At 32.6% G+C, this 21,843-nt stretch carries 19 protein-coding genes and 2 other annotated features; of the genes, 18 read left to right on the top strand and 1 reads right to left on the bottom strand.

The annotated features are described in order from the left end of the window. Positions 1-188 precede the first annotated feature (188 nt). From MUA21_RS07135 to MUA21_RS07050, 17 genes are all read left to right on the top strand, one after another. Positions 189-1,682, top strand: a complete 1,494-nt coding sequence (locus tag MUA21_RS07135) for an amino acid permease (protein WP_107525743.1) — start codon at positions 189-191, stop codon at positions 1,680-1,682. 58 nt (positions 1,683-1,740) lie between these two features. Then, positions 1,741-1,869 (top strand) — a sequence feature (ribosomal protein L20 leader region). A 23-nt stretch (positions 1,870-1,892) separates the two neighbouring features. Next, on the top strand, positions 1,893-2,420 hold the full coding sequence (infC, locus tag MUA21_RS07130) for a translation initiation factor IF-3 (protein WP_037539866.1): 528 nt from the start codon (positions 1,893-1,895) through the stop codon (positions 2,418-2,420). Between the two features lie 28 nt (positions 2,421-2,448). Beyond that, on the top strand, positions 2,449-2,649 hold the full coding sequence (gene rpmI / locus MUA21_RS07125; protein WP_019468477.1) for a 50S ribosomal protein L35: 201 nt from the start codon (positions 2,449-2,451) through the stop codon (positions 2,647-2,649). Positions 2,650-2,715: 66 nt separating this feature from the next. Then, positions 2,716-3,072 (top strand): 50S ribosomal protein L20, encoded by a 357-nt coding sequence (gene rplT / locus MUA21_RS07120; RefSeq protein WP_019468478.1) that lies wholly within the window; start codon positions 2,716-2,718, stop codon positions 3,070-3,072. A gap of 246 nt (positions 3,073-3,318) precedes the next feature. Further along, a complete protein-coding gene (locus MUA21_RS07115; RefSeq protein WP_262560937.1) occupies positions 3,319-3,930 on the top strand; it encodes an NUDIX domain-containing protein in 612 nt (203 codons plus the stop codon). 12 nt (positions 3,931-3,942) lie between these two features. Beyond that, entirely contained in the window at positions 3,943-4,869 is a 927-nt protein-coding gene (locus MUA21_RS07110; protein ID WP_262560936.1) for a type 1 glutamine amidotransferase family protein, read from the top strand. A gap of 184 nt (positions 4,870-5,053) precedes the next feature. After that, the gene (tig, locus tag MUA21_RS07105; RefSeq protein ID WP_046207661.1) at positions 5,054-6,364 is read left to right on the top strand and encodes a trigger factor; all 1,311 of its coding nucleotides are present in this window, start codon (positions 5,054-5,056) and stop codon (positions 6,362-6,364) included. Positions 6,365-6,550: 186 nt separating this feature from the next. Continuing rightward, positions 6,551-7,813, top strand: a complete 1,263-nt coding sequence (gene clpX / locus MUA21_RS07100; protein WP_046207660.1) for an ATP-dependent Clp protease ATP-binding subunit ClpX — start codon at positions 6,551-6,553, stop codon at positions 7,811-7,813. A gap of 215 nt (positions 7,814-8,028) precedes the next feature. Next, positions 8,029-9,572, top strand: a protein-coding gene (locus MUA21_RS13350) for an IS3 family transposase (protein WP_437129139.1) whose coding sequence is annotated in 2 segments (ribosomal slippage) — positions 8,029-8,703 and positions 8,706-9,572 — 1,542 coding nt in all. Because the reading frame shifts where the segments join, the coding sequence is not laid out codon by codon here. 177 nt (positions 9,573-9,749) lie between these two features. Beyond that, a complete protein-coding gene (gene yihA / locus MUA21_RS07085; protein WP_046207659.1) occupies positions 9,750-10,337 on the top strand; it encodes a ribosome biogenesis GTP-binding protein YihA/YsxC in 588 nt (195 codons plus the stop codon). 149 nt (positions 10,338-10,486) lie between these two features. Further along, positions 10,487-11,818 (top strand): glutamyl-tRNA reductase, encoded by a 1,332-nt coding sequence (gene hemA / locus MUA21_RS07080; RefSeq protein WP_107525740.1) that lies wholly within the window; start codon positions 10,487-10,489, stop codon positions 11,816-11,818. 21 nt (positions 11,819-11,839) lie between these two features. Further along, the gene (locus MUA21_RS07075; RefSeq protein ID WP_064208860.1) at positions 11,840-12,679 is read left to right on the top strand and encodes a cytochrome C assembly family protein; all 840 of its coding nucleotides are present in this window, start codon (positions 11,840-11,842) and stop codon (positions 12,677-12,679) included. Positions 12,680-12,728: 49 nt separating this feature from the next. Next, positions 12,729-13,655: a hydroxymethylbilane synthase gene (hemC, locus tag MUA21_RS07070; protein WP_107525752.1), complete on the top strand. Its 927-nt coding sequence runs from the start codon at positions 12,729-12,731 to the stop codon at positions 13,653-13,655. An 18-nt stretch (positions 13,656-13,673) separates the two neighbouring features. Then, positions 13,674-14,360, top strand: coding sequence for a uroporphyrinogen-III synthase (locus MUA21_RS07065; RefSeq protein ID WP_107525739.1), 687 nt, complete (start codon positions 13,674-13,676; stop codon positions 14,358-14,360). Then, positions 14,350-15,327 carry a porphobilinogen synthase gene (hemB, locus tag MUA21_RS07060; protein WP_046207655.1) on the top strand — a complete coding sequence of 326 codons (978 nt, stop codon included), beginning with the start codon at positions 14,350-14,352 and terminating at the stop codon, positions 15,325-15,327. The genes MUA21_RS07065 and hemB overlap by 11 nt, the downstream gene beginning before the upstream one ends. A gap of 14 nt (positions 15,328-15,341) precedes the next feature. Beyond that, a complete protein-coding gene (hemL, locus tag MUA21_RS07055) occupies positions 15,342-16,625 on the top strand; it encodes a glutamate-1-semialdehyde 2,1-aminomutase (RefSeq protein WP_046207654.1) in 1,284 nt (427 codons plus the stop codon). A 224-nt stretch (positions 16,626-16,849) separates the two neighbouring features. Next, complete coding sequence (locus MUA21_RS07050) at positions 16,850-17,932, top strand: AbrB family transcriptional regulator (RefSeq protein ID WP_262560935.1); 1,083 nt, start codon at positions 16,850-16,852, stop codon at positions 17,930-17,932. A gap of 353 nt (positions 17,933-18,285) precedes the next feature. On the opposite strand, the gene MUA21_RS07045 is transcribed toward MUA21_RS07050, so the two are convergent. After that, positions 18,286-18,864 carry a DNA-3-methyladenine glycosylase I gene (locus MUA21_RS07045; protein ID WP_262560934.1) on the bottom strand — a complete coding sequence of 193 codons (579 nt, stop codon included), beginning with the start codon at positions 18,862-18,864 and terminating at the stop codon, positions 18,286-18,288. A gap of 58 nt (positions 18,865-18,922) precedes the next feature. Then, positions 18,923-19,163: a binding site (T-box leader), on the top strand. 40 nt (positions 19,164-19,203) lie between these two features. Here MUA21_RS07045 and MUA21_RS07040 point away from each other — a divergent pair. Beyond that, the gene (locus MUA21_RS07040) at positions 19,204-21,834 is read left to right on the top strand and encodes a valine--tRNA ligase (RefSeq protein ID WP_262560933.1); all 2,631 of its coding nucleotides are present in this window, start codon (positions 19,204-19,206) and stop codon (positions 21,832-21,834) included. The last annotated feature ends 9 nt before the right edge of the window (positions 21,835-21,843 follow it).

Here is a 21,843-nt window from a genome sequence, read left to right as displayed (position 1 = left end):
TGCATATCTAATAGGTATGTAACCATTTTATTTAGGTTTAAGATTATTATTCATACTAAAACGGGAAATTTATAGCAAATTGGTTAAATAACATGTATATTCCGATGTAAAGGTTATTAATAACTATAAAAGTATAATTATAATCGCATAGTAAGTTGGCCTCTAAGTTTAAAGGAAAGGGAGCATCTATGGCAAAAGAAGTAAATCAAAATAATGGAGTTAAAAGAGGGCTAAAAGATCGTCATATATCCATGATAGCAATTGGTGGTTGTATTGGTACTGGTTTGTTTATGACTTCTGGTGGTGCAATTCATGATGCAGGTGCCTTGGGTGCATTACTTGCATATGCAATTATTGGAGCAATGGTATTTTTCCTTATGACATCTTTAGGAGAAATGGCTACTTATTTACCTGTTTCTGGTTCATTTAGTACTTATGCTACGCGTTTTGTTGATCCATCACTTGGATTTGCATTGGGATGGAATTATTGGTTCAACTGGGTTATTACAGTTGCTGCAGATGTTACGATTGCTGCACAAGTGATTCAATATTGGACACCTCTTTCGGGTATACCAGCTTGGAGTTGGAGCTGTCTGTTCCTAATTATTATATTTGGACTAAACGCTTTGTCTGTTAGAGTTTATGGTGAAAGTGAATACTGGTTTGCATTAATTAAAGTTGTTACAGTTATCATTTTTATTGCCATCGGACTACTTACTATACTTGGAATTATGGGTGGAGAATTCGTAGGTTTTGACACATTTTCTAAAGGCGGTGGCCCAATTCTTGGTGACGGCTTAGGTGGTAGTCTACTGACAATTCTTGGTGTATTCTTAGTTGCAGGCTTCTCATTCCAAGGTACTGAATTAATCGGTATTACAGCTGGTGAATCTGAAAATCCAGAACGAGCAGTACCTAAAGCAATTAAACAAGTATTTTGGAGAATATTGATTTTCTATATATTAGCAATTTTTGTAATTGGTATGTTAATACCGCATGATAGTCCATCTTTAATGGGTGGTGGCGATGATATTGCTACCTCACCATTTACACTTGTATTTAAAAATGCTGGATTAGCATTTGCAGCATCATTTATGAATGCCGTTATCTTAACATCGGTATTATCTGCTGGTAATTCTGGAATGTATGCATCGACTAGAATGCTATACTCCATGAGTAAAGACAAATTAGCATATCCAGTTTTTGGTAAAACAAATAGAAACGGTGTACCGTATGTATCGTTAATTACGACAGCTGTGATTGTCGTGGGTATCTTTGTATTGCAACATTTGAGTGGTGATGCTTACGAATATATTGTTGCTGCAAGTGGTATGACAGGTTTTATCGCTTGGGTAGGTATCGCAGTTAGTCATTATAGATTCAGAAAAGCATTTGACAAGCAAAATTATGATAAATCTAAATTAAAATACAAAGCTAAACTATTCCCATTTGGCCCAATCTTTGCTGGTGTCCTTTGTGTGTTAGTCATTATTGGACAAGACGTTGATTTTATCCAAACAGGTGACTTTAACCTGAACCGATTTATTATCACATATATGGGTATTCCAGTATTTCTAGCATTCTTTATTTATCATAAATTACGTTATAAAACGAGAATGGTACCATTAGAGAAAGTGAACTTACGACAAGACATCGATATGGACGAAATTAAACATAATTAAAATAAACTGTTGACTTATTTGAAGATAGTTGCTAAGATAGGTAATGTTGAATACGAAACGAACCAAGTAGAAGCTCCCGCTTCTCACCTGTAGCGACGCTAAATGCAGTTGGCAGGTCTATATATACATGAAAATATCATGTGTAGAGAAGAGCGGGTATATTATATACTCGCTCTTTTTGCTTGGGATAATTTCGTAAAAATCTTGGAGGTGTCAACCATAGCAAAAGATCAGACTCAAGTTAACGAAAAGATTCGCGCAAAAGAATTACGTTTGATAGGGCAAGACGGAGAGCAAATTGGTGTTAAATCAAAATCCGAAGCCCTAGAAATGGCTGAAAGAGTAGGTTTAGATGTAGTCTTAATGGCTCCAAACGCTAAACCACCTGTTGCAAGAATTATGGATTACGGTAAATACAAATTCGAACAACAGAAAAAAGAAAAAGAAATGAAGAAGAAACAAAAAACAATCAACCTTAAAGAAATTCGCTTAAGTCCAACAATTGAGGAACATGATTTCCAAACTAAATTGAAAAATGGACGTAAGTTCTTAGAAAAAGGCGATAAATGTAAAGTTTCTATTCGTTTCAGAGGACGTGCGATTACGCATAAAGAAATTGGTCAACGAGTTTTAGAAAAATTCGCTGAAGAATGTAAAGATATCGCAACTATTGGGCAAAGACCTAAAATGGACGGTCGTCAAATGTTCATTATGCTTAACCCAATAAACGAAAAATAATATTAGATAATACAGGAGGAAATGAATCATGCCTAAAATGAAAACACACCGTGGAGCTGCTAAACGTGTTAAAAGAACTGCTTCAGGTCAATTAAAACGTTCAAGAGCTTTCACTTCACATATGTTTGCAAATAAAACAACTAAACAAAAACGTAAATTACGTAAAGCTTCATTAGTGCACAAATCAGACATGAAACGTGTAAAACAATTATTATCTTATAAAAAATAATTGACGATATAGCCTGAGAAACGGCGAAAAATTTAAGAATGTACACATTTTAAGGAGGAATTTATTATGCCACGAGTAAAAGGTGGAACAGTAACAAGAGCGCGTCGTAAAAAGACGATTAAATTAGCTAAAGGTTACTTTGGTGCGAAACGCACATTGTATAAAGTTGCAAAACAACAAGTTATGAAATCAGGTCAATATGCTTTCCGTGACCGTCGTCAAAGAAAACGTGACTTCCGTAAATTATGGATTACACGTATTAATGCTGCAGCACGTCAACATGACATGAGTTATTCAAGATTAATGAATGGTTTGAAAAAAGCTGATATCGATGTAAACCGTAAAATGCTTTCTGAAATCGCGATTTCAGATGACAAAGCTTTCGGTGAATTAGTAGCAAAAGCTAAAGAAGCTTTAAAATAATTTTTAAATAAAGCCTGGGACACCATATTGTCTCAGGCTTTTATGTGGTATTGGAACTGCGTAAATACTTTATGATAGATATGCTTGTGTTAATACTTTTATAAGGTTAATGATTTAGATTCAAAGCTTAAAATATTAGATGATTAATAATTTACCTGCGAATAAGCATTTTGCTATTAGTATTGTTTTGAGATACGTGAATGTTTTGATAAAATGACAAGGAAGTCACATATGAAGGAGAAACTAATGTCTAAATTTGACGAAATGATTACGGTAGTACCAAGAAAAATTTTATTTGATAATGAAAATAATCAGTTTAATGGATTTTTAGATAAAAATTCGAACAAGGGACAAGACATTTTTGAAACACTATCGAATTATGAAATTAAACGACGTGGTGATATGGAAGAAGATCCAAGTTATAAACAACTTATTTCGTATTGCATTTTAGAAAATGAGCACGATGAAATATTAGTTTATGAACGACTCTCAGGTGGCGGAGAAACACGTTTGCATGGCCAGTCTTCGATCGGTGTTGGTGGCCATATGAATGACGTTAAAGGTGCTGAATCTATTAATGAAGTGCTTAGAGTGAACGCTCAGAGAGAATTAAATGAAGAAGTAGGCCTTTCTGAAAGTAAATCACAAAATTTAGCATACATAGGCTTTATCAATGATGATACAAATGAAGTTGGTGAAGTACATTTAGGTGTTGTGTTTAAGATTAATGTTAACAGCAATGATGTAGAAGCAAAAGAGACAGACACTTTAAAAATTAAATGGGTCAACCATAACAAGATAGACAATTATGGTGACTTTGAAACATGGAGTGCGCTCATTTTACAGGCAATACAATAGAGGTGTTGATTAATGTCTGATATTATTCCATTTCCGAGATCAAAAGAAAAGTTGATTAGAGAAATTAAACAAGCTTTTAATGAAAATAATTTAGCACAAGCTTATCAGTTGTTTGAGTCATTAGAAGCTCAGTTCGAACTTGATGAACAAATGGCTTTATTAAAATGTGCGATGCTTTTTAAAATGGAACATTATTTAGAGTTACGTGAAGAAGCAATCATTCTATTAAAACAAGGTATATCTAATTATGATGATTTAATGATTTATTATGTTAAAAGTTTAAATGGTTTAGGACAATATTTTGAAGTTGTTGAAATTATTAATCAAATCATAGATGAAGTCAATGATCATAAGACTAGAATGGAATTGTTTCCAATCAAGGAATTTGCTTTAGGCCAAATTGATAAACATAATGAACATGCAGCTCAAATGCTACAAAGTTTTGATATATTAACACTTAAAGAACAAGTTAACATTATGCTGACGCTCATAGATCATAGTCAATATCGTTATCAAGATACAGTGATTCATTTGTTGAATGAGCTGAAACTCGCACCCAATGTCGTAACTATTATGTTGGAATACTTGCGTTTTGCAAAAAATAATCAAACGAGTTCTATTCATAAATATGGACATGAAATCAATGTGATTCCACGGAATCTTGAAGGGCTAGAACAAACTTTATTTAAAACTGAAGTTATACCTAACGTTCTGAAGCAACTTGAAGATGGTGCAGCACAACAACTTGTAGAAGAAGCACTTCATATGCTGAATAATCATGCCATTTTACTTTATCCATTAAATGTTGAACTCATTGCAACAAAGGAAGCTTGGATAGAAGGTTATACAAATTATTTCAAATCAATGTTAGGTTTAGAAAGTATCGATGAAACGAATCATGTGCTTGCATTCATTGAGTCGTTAGATAAAGAAAAATAAGTAGTTTTATCATTAACTCATGTGAAAAATGGGTAATGGAGTTAAGAGGTAATATAAAATTATAATAAATTTCAACTTTTTATTAATTATTCATATAAAATTCATAATTTGTGTCGAGCTTTGACGTGTGCTATAATAATGAAGTTGAAAAAATAAAATAGGATAATCATGGAGGTTTTTATACATGACAGCAACTTGGGAAAAAAAGGAAGGTAACGAAGGTGTTTTATCTGTTACTGTTCCAGCAGAAAAAGTAGACAAAGCAATTGATCAAGCTTTCAAAAAAGTGGTTAAACAAATTAATGTGCCGGGCTTCCGTAAAGGGAAAGTACCTCGCCAAATTTTTGAACAACGCTTTGGTGTAGAAGCATTGTATCAAGATGCAGTTGATATCTTATTACCAGAAGCGTATGGTGAAGCTATTGACGAAACTGGCATTAAACCAGTTGATCAACCAGAAATCAATGTAACATCAATTGAAAAAGGTAAAGACATGACATTTGAAGCAAATGTTGTAGTTGAACCTGAAGTTGAACTTGGTGATTACAAAGGTTTAGAAATTGAAAAACAAAATACTGAATTAACTGAAGAAGAAGTACAAGAATCAATCGATCATCAACTTGGACATCTAGCAGAAATGGTTGTTAAAGAAGATGGTGCAGTTGAAAATGGTGATACGGTAAACATTGATTTTGATGGTTATGTTGATGGTGAACAATTTGAAGGTGGACAAGCTGAAGGCTACGACCTTGAAATTGGTTCAGGTTCATTTATTCCAGGTTTTGAAGAACAATTGGTTGGTGTTAAAACTGGCGAAGAAAAAGATGTTAATGTAACATTCCCAGAAGAATACCATGCTGAAGAATTAGCTGGAAAAGAAGCTACTTTCAAAACAAAAGTTAATGAAATCAAATATAAAGACGTTCCAGAATTAAATGATGAAATTGCAAACGAATTAGATGCAGAGGCTAACTCAGTTGATGAGTATAAAGAAAACTTACGTAAACGTTTAGCTGAACAAAAAGCTACAGACGCTGAGAATACTCAAAAAGAAGAAGCTATTAATAAAGCTACGAATAACACAACAATTGATGTTCCAGAAGCGATGATTAAAACTGAGTTAGACCGCATGGTTCAAGAATTTGGACAACGTATGCAACAACAAGGTCTTAATTTAGAAACTTATTTCCAAATTTCTGGACAAGATGAGTCACAATTAAGAGAGCAAATGAAAGATGATGCTGAGGAACGCGTTAAAACAAATTTAACATTAACTGCGATTGCTGATGCAGAAGAAGTAGAAGTATCTGATGCTGACATCGACAAAGAATTAGAAAAAATGAGTGAACAGTTTAATATATCTGTAGAAGATATTAAACAAACACTTGGTAACACTGACATTGTAAAAAATGATGTGCGTATTCAAAAAGTTATTGATATGTTAGTAGAAGAAGCGAAATTAGTAGAACCATCTAAAGATGACTCTGAAGCATAACTAAAAATGTCACAAGCATATTGTTTGTAGAAACAAAGTATAGTTGTTTAATATTGTAAACTAGTAGCAGATGCATTCAATTAATGTGTCTGCTACAATGTTTTGTGCAAAAAACTTGAGATTTGTTCAAGTTGCATATTAAAATGCTATCTAGTATAGTGTTTAGGGAATAGGGGTGTAAATAGAATGTTCAAATTCAATGAAGATGAAGAAAATTTAAAATGCTCTTTCTGTGGTAAAGATCAAGACCAAGTTAAAAAATTGGTCGCAGGAAGTGGCGTATATATTTGTAACGAATGTATTGAGCTATGTTCAGAAATAGTTGAAGAAGAGTTAGCTCAATCAGAATCAGAAGGACTAACAGAATTACCAACTCCTAAAGAAATTATGGATCAATTAAATGATTATGTTATTGGCCAAGAAAAAGCTAAAAAATCTCTAGCTGTCGCAGTATATAATCATTATAAACGTGTTCAAAATTTAGGTCCAAATGAAGATGACGTGGAATTACAAAAAAGTAACGTTGCTTTAATTGGTCCAACAGGTAGCGGTAAAACCCTTTTAGCCCAAACTTTAGCTAAAACATTAAATGTGCCTTTTGCAATCGCAGACGCTACGAGTCTCACTGAAGCCGGATATGTTGGCGATGACGTTGAAAATATATTACTTCGCTTAATACAAGCAGCTGATTTTGATATAGATAAAGCTGAAAAAGGTATCATTTATGTCGATGAAATCGACAAAATCGCTAGAAAATCAGAAAATACTTCTATCACAAGAGACGTTTCAGGTGAAGGTGTACAACAAGCGCTATTGAAAATTCTTGAAGGTACAACTGCAAGCGTGCCACCACAAGGCGGACGTAAACATCCTAACCAAGAATTAATTCAAATAGATACTACAAATATCTTGTTTGTACTTGGTGGTGCATTTGACGGTATTGATGAAGTTATTAAACGCAGACTAGGTGAAAAAGTCATTGGATTTTCTAGTAGTGAAGCATCTAAATATGATGAAGATGCAATCTTAGAACAAATCAGACCTGAAGATTTACAATCATACGGTCTAATTCCAGAGTTTATTGGTCGTGTGCCTATTGTTGCAAATCTAGAAACACTAGATGTTGATGCATTGAAAAATATTTTAACACAACCAAAAAATGCTTTAGTAAAACAATATACAAAAATGTTAGAACTTGATGATGTAGAACTAGAATTTACAGACGAAGCATTGTCTGCAATTAGTAACAAAGCGATTGAGCGTAAAACAGGTGCGCGTGGCTTACGTTCAATTATTGAAGAAGCATTAATCGATATTATGTATGATGTTCCATCTTCTGATGGCGTTGTAAAAGTGGTAATTACTGAAGAAACGATTAATGATGAAAAAGATCCTGAACTATACGATAAAGAAGGTAATCTCGTTAATAAGGAACAAACTTCTGCTTAATAAAATAGTTTGAAAATAAAGGGCTGAATCAAAGCGAATCAATTGATTAGTATTGGTTGCCCTATGAGTTTTGATTAACGTTGTATATATTAGATTATCAAAGTTTTATATTAGTCAATGTTGAAAATTAAGACTAAAAGGCTGAGACATTTTAAATTGATATGCTCCCTTCAAAGTAGACACTTAAAAATGTAAACTTTGAAGGGAGTTTTTTTATGACTCATAGAAAATTATCACCTGAAACTTATCAAAAAGCTTTCAGCTTATATGAAGAAGGATATAGTATGAAAAATGTAATTCAAAAATTAAATTTAAATTGTTCTCCTAGAACATTATTGATTAACTATTATAAATTTAAGAAGCATGGAATAAAGGTGCTTTTACCAATTCAGAGAAATAATACCTACTCAAATGAATTTAAGCTTAAAGTTGTGCACGAATATATAAATGATGGCCTATCTTTAACTGATTTAGTAGTTAAATATAATATCCCCACTACTTCAACTGTAAACAAATGGATTTCAAAGTATTTATCGGGTAAAATATTAAAAACATATTCTCCAAAACCCGAGGTGTATCAATTGAAATATAAATCATTAACATTTGAAGATCGTGTGGAAATCGTTGATTATTATATGAATCATGGTCAATCGTATAAGACAACAGCAAATCATTTTAACATCAATTATAGCCAAGTATATAACTGGGTAAAAAAGTACAACTTGCATGGGTATGATGGGCTTAAAGATGGACGTGGAAAAGGGAAACCCCAGTCTGTATTAACACCTGAAGAGGCATTAAAAGCTGAAATTAAGATACTTAAAGAGAAAAATAAATTTCTTCAAATGGAAAATGACGTTTTAAAAAAGGAAGAAGAAATAGAAAGGAAGTTGATGAAACAGGCATCAGACAAAAAGCATCATACCAAACGGTAAAAGCATTTAAAAACCTTTATCCGATAGCTTGGTTATGTTCAGTATTAAAGATATCACGTTCAAGTTACTATAAATGGTTACATCGCAAACCATCAAATAAAGAAATTGAAAACCAAAAATTGATCAAAGATATCGTTGATATCTACAATAAATACAAAGGCATATATGGATATCGTCGTATATACATATATTTAAGACTTAAACTACATCAAAAAGTAAATCATAAACGTGTCTATAGATTGATGAATCAACTTAATCTAAAATCTACTATCCGCCCTAAAAGAAAACGATATATTAAAACAACACCTGAAATTACAGCACATAATATATTAAATAGAAAATTTGAAGAACAAATCCCAAATAAAAAATGGTTAACTGACGTTACAGAATTCAAACTCAGCAATGGTAAAAAACTTTACTTAAGTGCTATTTATGACTTAGGCAGCAAACAGATTATCAGTCATAAATTAAGTACCTCAAATAACAATAAATTTGTATTAGATACGCTCAAAAAAGCAGTCAAACTTGTGCCGAATACCGAAGGTATACTCTTGCATAGCGACAGAGGATATCAATATACAAGCAGATTATTTAAAGTTACGTTAGAGCAACTTGGTATAAAACAAAGTATGTCACGACCAGGATGTTGCATAGATAATGGACCTATGGAAGGTGTATGGGGAACTATTAAAAGTGAATTGTTTAGAGGAAGAAAAAAAGTGATTTTTAAAGACAAGGCTACAGCAATAAAAGCAATTAATTCATATATAGAATTTTTTAATCAAGAAAGAATAACATTAAAAATGGCTACCCTTATATCGTAAATATAAGGTAGCCATAAACATTTTGTTTTTTTCACTGTCTACTTGACAGGGTGCAGTTCAAATGTGTCTTAGCCTTTTTCTTTTAAAATGGAATATAAATCATATAAAAATACATATAAATAAGTGAAATTGTGTAATATAATAATGAAGTGACTTTAATAGAAAAGAGGGTCGGTAATGAAAATAAATCCTAATGAAATAGAATTATTAATCAGTGCGGTAAAGCCTGAACAATATCCTGAAACTGGTTTGAGCGAGGTAGGACTCAGTGGTCGTTCCAATGTTGGTAAATCATCTTTTATTAATAGTATGATTGGACGTAAAAATATGGCACGAACTTCACAACAACCAGGTAAAACACAAACGCTCAATTTTTATAATATTGATAATCAACTGGTATTTGTAGATGTGCCAGGTTATGGTTATGCTAAAGTGAGTAAAAAACAACGTGAAGCGTTTGGAAAAATGATTGAAAAATATATTTCTCAGAGAACGTCTTTAAAACTTGTCATTCAGCTTGTTGATTTGAGACATAATCCTACAGAAGATGATATTTTAATGTATAACTATTTGAAGTATTTTGATATTCCGACATTAGTAGTTGCTACAAAAGAAGATAAAATCGCTAAAGGTAAAGTACAGAAACATTTAGCCAATGTCCAGCGAAAACTTGAAATGGAACCTGAAGATGAAATTATCAGTTATTCTTCTATCCAAGCGAATAAGCAACAACAAGTATGGGATATAATTGCAAAATATATATAGAATGTTGAGAAAACGGTTAAAGCCTATAAATTATGACAACTATTTGAATGTAGATTAGAATATTTCTAATTTACGTGTGCAAGATGCTTAACTCAAATGATAATTGTGTTATAATTTAGTTATTGTAATATGTATGGAGGGCGTTATAAATGCATTTAATTGCGATAAGCATTAATCATCGTACAGCAGATGTAGCACTAAGAGAACAAGTTGCTTTTAAAGATGATGCCATACGTTCAGCCAATGTTGATTTATTCGAAACTAAATCTATTTTAGAAAATGTAATATTATCAACTTGTAATCGCACAGAAGTATATGCTGTTGTTGATCAAATTCATACAGGTCGCTATTATATTCAACGTTTTTTAGCGAGAAATTTTGGGTTTGATGTTGAAGAGATTAAAGAAATGACTGAAGTAACTGTGGGGGACGCAGCAGTAAGACATTTATTGCAAGTTACTTCAGGCTTAGATTCTGTAGTGTTAGGAGAAACTCAAATTCTTGGACAAATTAGAGATGCATTCTTTATTGCTCAAGAAGAAGATACAACTGGTACTATATTTAATCATCTGTTTAAACAAGCGATTACTTTTGCGAAAAAAGCGCATAATGAAACGGATATTGCAGATAATGCAGTTAGTGTTTCATATGCAGCAGTTGAACTTAGTAAAAAAGTATTTGGCAAAATTAATAATAAAAGTGCTTTGATTATTGGTGCAGGGGATATGAGTGAGCTATCACTCTTGAATTTGATAGGTTCAGACGTAACTGATGTAACCATTGTTAATAGGACTGTGAGTAAAGCACAGAAATTAGCAACTGCACACAATGTTAAATATGAATCTATAGAGGCACTACCACAACTTTTGGCACATGCGGATATTGTGATTAGTTCAACGAGTTCAGATGAATATATCATTACAAATAGCATGATGGCTACGATTCAATCACAACGGAAAAATGATTCTCTCGTGTTGATAGATATTGCGGTTCCAAGAGATATTGAACCAGGTATAGATACGATTCAAGATGTTTTTAATTATGATGTTGACGATTTGAAAGGTTTAGTAGACGCGAACCTAAAACAACGTCAAAATGCTGCTGATGAAATTTTACAAAGAATTCCAGCAGAAATTGATGCACATAATGAATGGGTTAATATGTTAGGTGTTGTTCCTGTTATTCGCGCGCTTAGAGAAAAAGCGATGGATATTCAAGAAGATACAATGAGTAGTATTGATCGAAAACTCCCTGGATTAACAGAAAGAGAACGTAAAGTGATATCAAAACACACTAAAAGTATCATAAATCAAATGTTAAAAGATCCTATTAAGCAAGCAAAAGAGTTGAGTAGTGACAAAAAAAGTAACGAAAAATTAGAGCTATTTCAAAACATTTTTGACATTGAAGCTGAACAAGCCTATAAACCAAAAGAGAAAAAACGCAATGTAACAACAAGTCAAATTTTTAGTTTTGAATAAGTAAATGCAAATGGTGATGATATGCAAGAATTTTCGTTCATTAGATTAAATGAACTTATATTATTAATTTATTTATTTAGCATTGCTTGTTATTTTTATGATTTTTTGAAAAAGCATCATAGAGTTAAAATGATTGGTTTTGTTTCATTGGGGATTGTTTGGATGTTACAAACAATCTCTTTATCTTTATATGTAAATGTAACGAAACAAATTCCATTAGGTAATATATTTGATGTGTTTTTTGCTGTAGCATGGCTTATTATTTCTATTTCCATAGTAATCAATGTGATAAAACAAATAAACTTATCTATATTTTTATTTAATATGATTGGTTTTTTATTTATTGCAATCAATACGTTCCAACCTATGCATTACCAAAGCACTGGTGAAAAACTCAATATTATCAATGAATTGCTTATTGTGCATATAAGTTTGGCGGTAATTAGTTACGCATTATTTGCCTTTGCATTTGTAAATTGTATCTTATATTTAATACAATACAATAATTTGAAGCAAAAACGGTTTGACCAGAAATATTTTAGAATAGGTAGTGTAGCTACGCTTGAACAAGTGGTATTTTACAGTAGTTTAATTGGTTTCATATTCATCATATTAAGTATTGTATTAGGTGCACAATGGGGGTTTAATACATTAGGGGTAAATATTATCGTAGACCCTAAAGTTATTATGTCTTCAATCATAACATTACTATATGGAATTTATTTAATTTTTAGAGTTAAAAAAATGCTAACAAAGCACAAATTAATTTATTTTAATATCATATTGTTTTGTCTTAGTATGATTAATTTATTTTTCGCTTCACATATATCTGATTTTCATCAATGGACAGGTATTTATTGAAGTGTGATTTAGTTGAATGAATAGACTTGTTTCTAGGAGGTTGCGCATGATGCGTAAATTAGTAGTAGGTTCACGAAGAAGTAAGTTAGCTTTAACACAAAGTAGACAATTTATTGATAAATTAAAACTGGTAGATCCAAGTTTAGAAGTGGAAATAAAAGAAATCGTAACGAAAGGCGATCGAATTTTAGATAAACAATTATCTAAAGTGGGCGGAAAAGGTCTATTTGTTAAAGAAATTCAAAATGCTCTATTTAATGGAGAAATTGATATGGCAATTCATTCTTTAAAAGATGTTCCAAGCGTAATTCCAGATGGATTGACTTTAGGTTGCATACCTGACAGAGAAAATCCATACGATGCATATATTGCTAAAGATCATGTTCCGCTAGAATCATTGCCAAACCAAAGTATTGTTGGTACCAGTTCGCTAAGACGTGGTGCACAAATACTAGCAAAATATCCACATTTACAAATAAAGTGGATTCGCGGTAACATTGACACACGATTGAGTAAATTAAATAATGAAGATTATGATGCCATTTTATTAGCTGCAGCAGGGCTAAAACGTATGGGTTGGTCAGATGATATCGTAACATCATATTTAGATGAGCATACTTTGATCCCTGCAATTGGTCAAGGTGCATTGGGTATAGAATGTCGGTCTGATGATAAGGAGCTGCTAGAGCTTCTTGCTAAAGTCCACAATGATGATGTTGCAGAATGTGTAACTGCCGAACGTACATTTTTAGAACGCATGAATGGAAGTTGCCAAGTGCCTATAGGGGGCTATGCTAGTAAAAATAGTGATGGTACAATAGAATTTACAGGACTAATTATGTCACCTGATGGTAAAGAACGTTACGAACATACCGAGCGCGGGAATAATCCTGTTGAATTAGGTGAAAAAGTAACAGAAGTCTTAAATGCACAAGGTGCGTACGAAATAATAAAAGCACTAAACGAAGAACAATAATCGTTCGAGGTGAAAATAATGAGACCAGTTATAGTTATGACACAAACTTCTAAATTTAAACAAGATGATAAGCATATTTTACACAAGCCGTTTATAGATGTAGAACCTTTATCATTTGATATAAATTTATTAGATGTCGACTATGACTGGCTTATTTTTTCGTCTAAGAACGCAGTGAAGTATTTTCAACCATTTCTATCGCAAGTGAACGTAAAAAATTTTGCTGCAATAGGCGCTAAAACTGCAGAATATTGTAAATCATTGGGATTAGATGTATTATTTTATCCTTCAGATTATTCACAAGAAGGTTTTCTTAAATGTTTTCAAACTGCAAAAAACAGTAAAATATTGATTCCTTCAAGTGCTTATGCACGTCCTTTATTGCAGAGAAGTTTATATCAACAAGGGTATCAAGTTTGTAAAATTGATTTATACCGTCCATTACCACATACTAAAAATATAGCAGATGTTAAACGTATGATGAGAAATAATGAGCTAGATGTCATTACTTTTGCGAGTTCATCTGCAGTAAAATATTTTTTTGAGCAAAGTGAAACACCGCGATTTAATCATTATTATGTCATAGGACAACAAACCTTAGACACGGTCAAACAATATGGTTATGATGCAACAACATCAAATATTCAAACGTTAGATTCATTAATAAATAAAGTTGAAGAAAGTTGGGAAAATGATGCAATTTGATAGACATAGAAGGTTACGTAGTAGTAAATCTATGAGAGAAATGGTTCGTGAAACACATATACACAAAGAAGATTTAATTTATCCTATTTTTGTTGTAGAACGAGACAATGTTAAAGAAGAAATTAAGTCAATGCCAGGTGTGTATCAACTTAGTTTAAATCTGCTTGATGAAGAAATTAAAGAAGCATATGATTTAGGTATCAGAGGCATCATGTTCTTTGGTGTACCTAATGAAAAAGATGCCATCGGTACAGGCGCTTTTGATCATAATGGTATTGTTCAAGAAGCAACAAGAAAAGCCAAAGCAATGTACAGTGATTTACTCGTTGTTGCAGACACTTGTTTATGTGAATATACTGACCATGGTCATTGTGGTGTTATTGATGAAAAAACAAATGATGTAGACAATGATAAATCTTTACCATTACTAGTGAAAACTGCTATTTCACAAGTAGAAGCGGGTGCTGATATCATTGCACCTAGTAATATGATGGATGGATTTGTTGCAGAAATTAGAGCAGGTTTAGATGATGCTGGTTATTATAATATACCAATCATGAGTTACGGTATAAAATATGCTTCTAGCTTTTTCGGTCCATTCCGTGATGCTGCTGAGTCTGCACCTCAATTTGGCGATAGAAAAACGTATCAAATGGATCCAGCAAATAGAAGAGAAGCATTGAGAGAGCTAGACAGTGATTTACATGAAGGTGCAGATATGATGATAGTTAAACCGGCATTAAGCTTTTTAGACATTATTAGAGATGTGCGAAATACGACTAATGTACCAGTAATTGCATACAATGTAAGTGGTGAATATAGCATGACAAAAGCTGCTGCACTTAATGGTTGGATTGATGAAAAACAAGTTGTGATGGAACAGATGATTTCAATGAAACGTGCAGGCGCAGACATGATTATCACATATTTCTCTAAAGATATTTGTAGATATATTGATGAACAATAAGGAGGCAATTTTAAATGGGATATAATAATTCTATAGAAGCAATGAAGACAGCTGAAAATCTAATGCCAGGGGGCGTAAATAGTCCAGTTAGAGCATTTAAATCTGTAGATACACCTGCGATTTTTATGGATCATGGAGAAGGTTCAAAAATATACGATATTGATGGCAATGAATATATTGATTATGTTCTAAGTTGGGGACCATTAATCTTAGGTCATAAAAATAAACAAGTTAATGAAAAATTACATGAAGCTGTTGATAATGGAACAAGTTTTGGTGCTTCTACATTAATTGAAAACAAGTTAGCAGAATTAGTTATTGATCGTGTACCTTCCATTGAAAAACTACGTATGGTATCTTCAGGAACAGAAGCAACATTAGATGCATTACGTTTAGCAAGAGGTTATACTGGTAGAAATAAAATAGTGAAATTCACTGGATGTTATCATGGTCATAGCGATTCGCTTTTAATCAAAGCTGGATCTGGCGTTGCAACTTTAGGATTACCAGATTCTCCTGGCGTACCCGAAGGTATTGCTAAAAATACAATATCAGTGCCATATAATGACTTGGCATCATTAAAAGTAGCTTTCGAAGAGTTTGGTGATGACATTGCTGGCGTTATCGTTGAACCAGTAGCAGGCAATATGGGTGTTGTACCACCAGTTGATGGATTCTTACAAGGTTTAAGAGATATCACAAATGAATATGGCTCATTATTAATATTTGATGAAGTTATGACTGGCTTTAGAGTAGGTTATCATTGTGCACAAGGTTACTTTGATGTGATGCCAGATTTAACTTGTCTCGGTAAGGTTATAGGTGGTGGATTACCTGCAGCAGCATTTGGCGGTAAAAAAGAAATCATGGACCATATAGCACCATCAGGTAATATATATCAAGCAGGAACATTATCAGGAAATCCGCTAGCTATGACAAGCGGTTATGAAACTTTGAAACAATTAACACCAGAGTCATATGATTATTTCAATAGACTGGGAGATATATTAGAAAGTGGATTAAAAGATATTTTTAAAAAACATAATGTACCCATAACTGTGAATCGTGCAGGTTCTATGATAGGGTATTTCCTGAATGAAGGACCGGTAACTAATTTTGAAGAAGCAAACCAAAGTGATTTAGAAATGTTTAGTCAAATGTATAGAGAAATGGCTAAAGAAGGCGTATTTTTACCACCTTCTCAATTCGAGGGGACTTTCCTTTCTACTGCCCATACAGAAGCGGATATAGAAAAAACATTAGCAGCATTTGATACTGCTTTAAGTCGTATTGTTTAATGTTAGTCATTTAAAAGTTTTATGTTGGTATTTACTACTTAGCCAAATTAAACAGTATTTTAAAAGCTTCATTAACAAATATTTAATTGTACTTACTTTTTAGAGTTCTTTTTACCTTAATGGGGCGAGGATTCGAAATCAAATTAAGCATTTTGATTTCTAACTCGCTCCATTGTTTTAGTTAGACATGTATATATAACGATACTAAGGAAAGTTGTGAGCATATGAATAAGCATTTAAAAAATAATATAATCGTATTAATATTAGCGCTTATTTTTAGTTTGGCACTAAATGCTGCCCATGTTTTGCTACCATTTATGTTTGGTCCAATTATTGCTAGTATCGTTTGTATACGCTATTTACATTTAGATATAAAGTGGCCGTTTTGGTTGAGCCAAATCGGGTTAGTGCTTTTAGGTGTTCAAATTGGCTCCACGTTTACTAAAAATGTCATATTTGACATTAAAGATGATTGGCTCACGATTGTTTTAATAACAATTATGTTACTTATTTTAGCATTAATCATGGCTTATTTTTTCAAAAAAATTGCCAATGTTAATACTGAAACGGCAATTTTAAGTGTGATTCCTGGCGCTTTAAGTCAAATGTTAATAATGGCAGAAGAAAATAAAAAAGCGAATATCATGGTTGTTAGTTTAACTCAAACATCAAGAATCATTTTTGTAGTTATATTAGTGCCATTTATTTCGTATTTTTTTCAAAGCCCTGGAAATCATTCAACGTCTGGACAGTCTACAGAAGTTTTGACACAGGCTTTAACAATTCCCAATATGGCTCTACTCATTATCGCAATAGTCGCTATTTATTTTGTTATGTCAAAAATAAATTTTCCAACCAAGCAATTACTTGCGCCTATCCTCGTACTGATATGTTGGAACTTAGTTACAGGCGTGACTTTCACATTAGATAATTACATCATTGCTGCAGCACAAATCATATATATGATTCGAATAGGGATACAAATAGCAAAATTACTTGACCAAATGAAAGGAAGAATTGCATTAGCAATAGCATTTCAGAATATTTTATTGATATTATTAGCATTTGTCATGGTCTTGTTTATAGCAACGGTATCTCATCATCAAGTAAATGAACTATTCCTTGGTGCTGCGCCTGGGGGTATGAGTCAAATCGTATTAGTTGCTATTGAAACTGGCGCAGATGTTGCGATGATATCTAGTTATCATATCTTTAGAATTTTCTTTATATTATTTTTAATTGCACCGATGTTAAATTATTTTCTTAAATTTAGAGAAAGTCAGCGTGAAAGCAATAAAAATGATTAGCGAAATATAACTTTGTAAATCTTTTATTTTTTACAATAATTTAATATTTAATATATTGAACAACATATTTCTGTTTGATATTATAGAAGAGAAGTACCTCCAGTACTTCATCCTTTTGACCACTCTTCGGAGTGGTTTTTATAAACTTAAATTTTCATGATTTTATGCATATCATTTATACATTTATGACATCGATTCACTTTTGAAAGATTCCTAGTTGTTTAATCTAAAAACATGAACAAAAGCTCATGCCAGACTGACGACAAAGTCCCTAATATGCTCCTCCATGTAGACATTTAAAAATAAATACTATGAGGGAGCATGTCACTTTTTATACCAAAACTAGTTTGATGTTAATGAAAACCTTCACCGTTATATATATTAGGATTATAAGGGCATGATTGTAAGTGAGCATTATATAGTCCTGCTGCCTCTAAAAATGAGAAGACAGTTACCGGACCTAAAAAACTAAATCCATATTGTTTTAATTTTTTAGAAAGTTCAGTTGCACGCTGATCGACTGTAATCCGTTCACTTGATTGAATATAACCTAAATCGAGTGGTTTATGATCGACATAAGACCATAAAAATTTACTGAAACTGCCGTAATCTTGCTCAATTTTAAAATAACCTTTAGCTTGATTGACAATAGCCTCTAATTTTTTTCTGTTATGAACAATATTAGGAAATGCCATTAACTTATCAATATCTTCTGAAGTCATTTTTACAATTTTAGCTGGATTGAAATTATAAAATGCTTGTTCATACGCTTCTTGTTTCTTTAAAATGGTTAACCAAGATAGACCAGCATGTTGGGATTCTAACGCCATTAATTTAAACAATTTCAAACTATCATATATAGGATGTCCCCAACTTTCATTGTGATAATTAATATATACAGGATCTGTAGTGCTGAACGCACATTCATTCATAAATTTCACTCCATTTTATTGACTTATTTTCATATCCATTATACTATAATCAAGTAAAGAAATATTGTCTAATGGGAAGAGTAAATAAGCTGAAATTTAACAGAGAGTACATGGTCGCTGAAAATGTACAGTTTAACTTATTGAAGGTAGCCCTCATTGAACTTTAGCTGAAATTTGTCAAAACAAAGATAATAAAGTAGGTTAAAGCGTGTTTGAGCGTTAATCATAATTTTAAGTGCTTGAAATTATTATGTTAATTTCTTGAATTTAGGTGGTACCACGGTAAACCCGTCCTATTTTATAGGATGGGTTTTTATTTATTTAAGGAGGATTTTAAACATGGAAATGAACCCCAAATATAATCCAAACGAAGTTGAAGCTGGGCGTTATGACCAATGGGTCAGTAATGGCTATTTTAAAGCAGCAGAAGATCATTCAAAAGAAACATATACAATTGTTATTCCACCCCCAAACGTAACAGGTAAATTACATTTAGGTCATGCCTGGGATACAACATTACAAGACATTATAACAAGAATGAAACGTATGCAAGGGTATGACACACTATATTTACCAGGTATGGATCATGCTGGCATCGCGACACAAGCTAAAGTAGAAGCGAAACTCAAAGAAGAAGGTTTATCTCGCCATGATTTGGGTAGAGAAAAATTCCTCGAAAAAGCCTGGGACTGGAAAGAAGAGTATGCTGATTTTATCAGACAACAATGGGCAAAATTAGGTTTAGGTTTAGATTATAGTAGAGAACGCTTTACGTTAGATGAAGGACTTAGTAAAGCGGTAAAAAAAGTATTCGTCGATATGTATAATAAAGGACTCATCTATCGAGGTGAATACATTATCAACTGGGACCCAGTTGCACGTACTGCTTTATCTGATATAGAAGTCATTCATGAAGATGTTCAAGGCAAGTTCTATCATTTCAAATATCCTTACGCAGATGGCAATGGGTATATAGAAATAGCAACTACGCGCCCTGAGACAATGTTAGGTGACACTGCAATCGTGGTAAATCCGAATGATGACCGTTATAAAGATGTGATAGGTAAAACTGTAATCTTGCCTATAATTGGAAGAGAATTACCAATTCTAGCAGATGAATATGTGGATATCGATTTTGGTAGTGGTGCGATGAAAGTTACGCCATCACATGATCCAAATGACTTTGAAATTGGTAACCGTCATGATCTAGAGCGCATTACTGTTATGGATGAGTCTGGTCATATGAATGCACATGCTGGTAAATATCAAGGTATGGATAGATTTGAATGTCGTGAAGCATTAGTAAAAGATTTACAAGAACAGGATTTAGTGATTAAAATTGAAGAACATGAACACTCTGTTGGACATTCTGAACGTTCTGGTGCGGTCGTTGAACCTTATCTATCCACACAATGGTTTGTTAAAATGAAACCATTAGCAGAACAAGCGTTAAATAACCAAAAAACGGATAATAGAATTGATTTTGTACCTCAAAGATTTGAAAAAACATTTAATCGTTGGATGGAAGAAATTAGAGATTGGACGATTTCACGACAATTATGGTGGGGGCATCAAATACCTGCATGGTATCATAATGAAACAGGAGAAATTTACGTCGGTGAAACACCTCCACAAAATTCAGAAGAATGGACGCAAGATGAGGATGTATTAGACACTTGGTTCTCAAGTGCGCTTTGGCCATTTTCAACATTAGGTTGGCCTGATATTGAAAACGAAGATTTTCAACGTTATTATCCAACTAATGTACTTGTAACCGGTTATGATATTATTTTCTTTTGGGTTGCCAGAATGATATTCCAAGGACTTGAGTTTACAGGACAACGACCATTTAATGATGTGTTATTACATGGATTAGTACGTGCTGAAGATGGCCGTAAAATGAGTAAATCTTTAGGCAATGGTGTTGATCCTATGGACGTAATCGATGAGTACGGCGCAGATAGTTTAAGATATTTCTTAGCAACTGGGTCATCTCCTGGTCATGATTTACGTTATTCTACGGAAAAAGTTGAATCAATTTGGAATTTTATTAATAAAATTTGGAATGCTGCTAGATTTAGTCTGATGAATATTGGTGACAATTTCAAAGTTGAAGATGTTGACTTAACTCGTAATTTATCATTAGCAGATAAATGGATTTTAACACGCTTAAATGAAACAATAGATACAGTCACTGATTTAAGTGAACGTTATGAATTTGGAGAAGTTGGCAGAGCTTTATATAACTTTATTTGGGATGAATTCTGCGATTGGTATATAGAAATGAGTAAAATACCTATGAACGGAGAAGATGAAGATCAAAAACAAGTTACACGTTCTGTATTAACATATGTATTAGATAATACGATGAGAATGTTGCACCCATTTATGCCATTTGTAACAGAACAAATCTGGCAAAATTTACCACACGAAGGTGAAACGATTGTCAATGCAGCTTGGCCAAAATCCAATATTGAGTTAGTATTTGATGAAAGTAAAGAAACGATGCAACAACTTGTTGAAATAATTAAATCCGTAAGACAATCACGCTTAGAAGTAGATACGCCATTATCTAAAGCAATTCCAATTTTTATTCAAGCAAAAAATGAAAATATAAAAGAGACTTTATTAAATAATTCAAATTATATTGATAGATTTTGTCATCCAAGTGAGTTGATTATTAAAACTACAATAGATATCCCTGAAAAAGCAATGACATCTATTACTTCTGCTGGTGAAGTCGTATTACCATTAGAAGGCTTGATTGACATGGATAAAGAAATTTCGCGCTTAGAAAATGAACTCAAAAAATGGGAAAAAGAGTTAGACCGTGTTAATAAGAAACTAGCAAATGAAAACTTTGTTAATAAAGCACCTGAAAAAATTATTAATGAAGAACGTGTGAAAAAGCAAACATATCAAGAAAAATATGATGGTGTACAAGAACGCATTAATCAATTAAAAGCATAGGAGTCCTTA

Source organism: Staphylococcus ureilyticus (genome assembly GCF_025558845.1).
Taxonomy (GTDB): domain Bacteria; phylum Bacillota; class Bacilli; order Staphylococcales; family Staphylococcaceae; genus Staphylococcus; species Staphylococcus ureilyticus.
The sequence above is the reverse complement of the archived record's forward strand: the minus strand, read 5'-3'. Positions and strand labels throughout refer to the sequence as shown.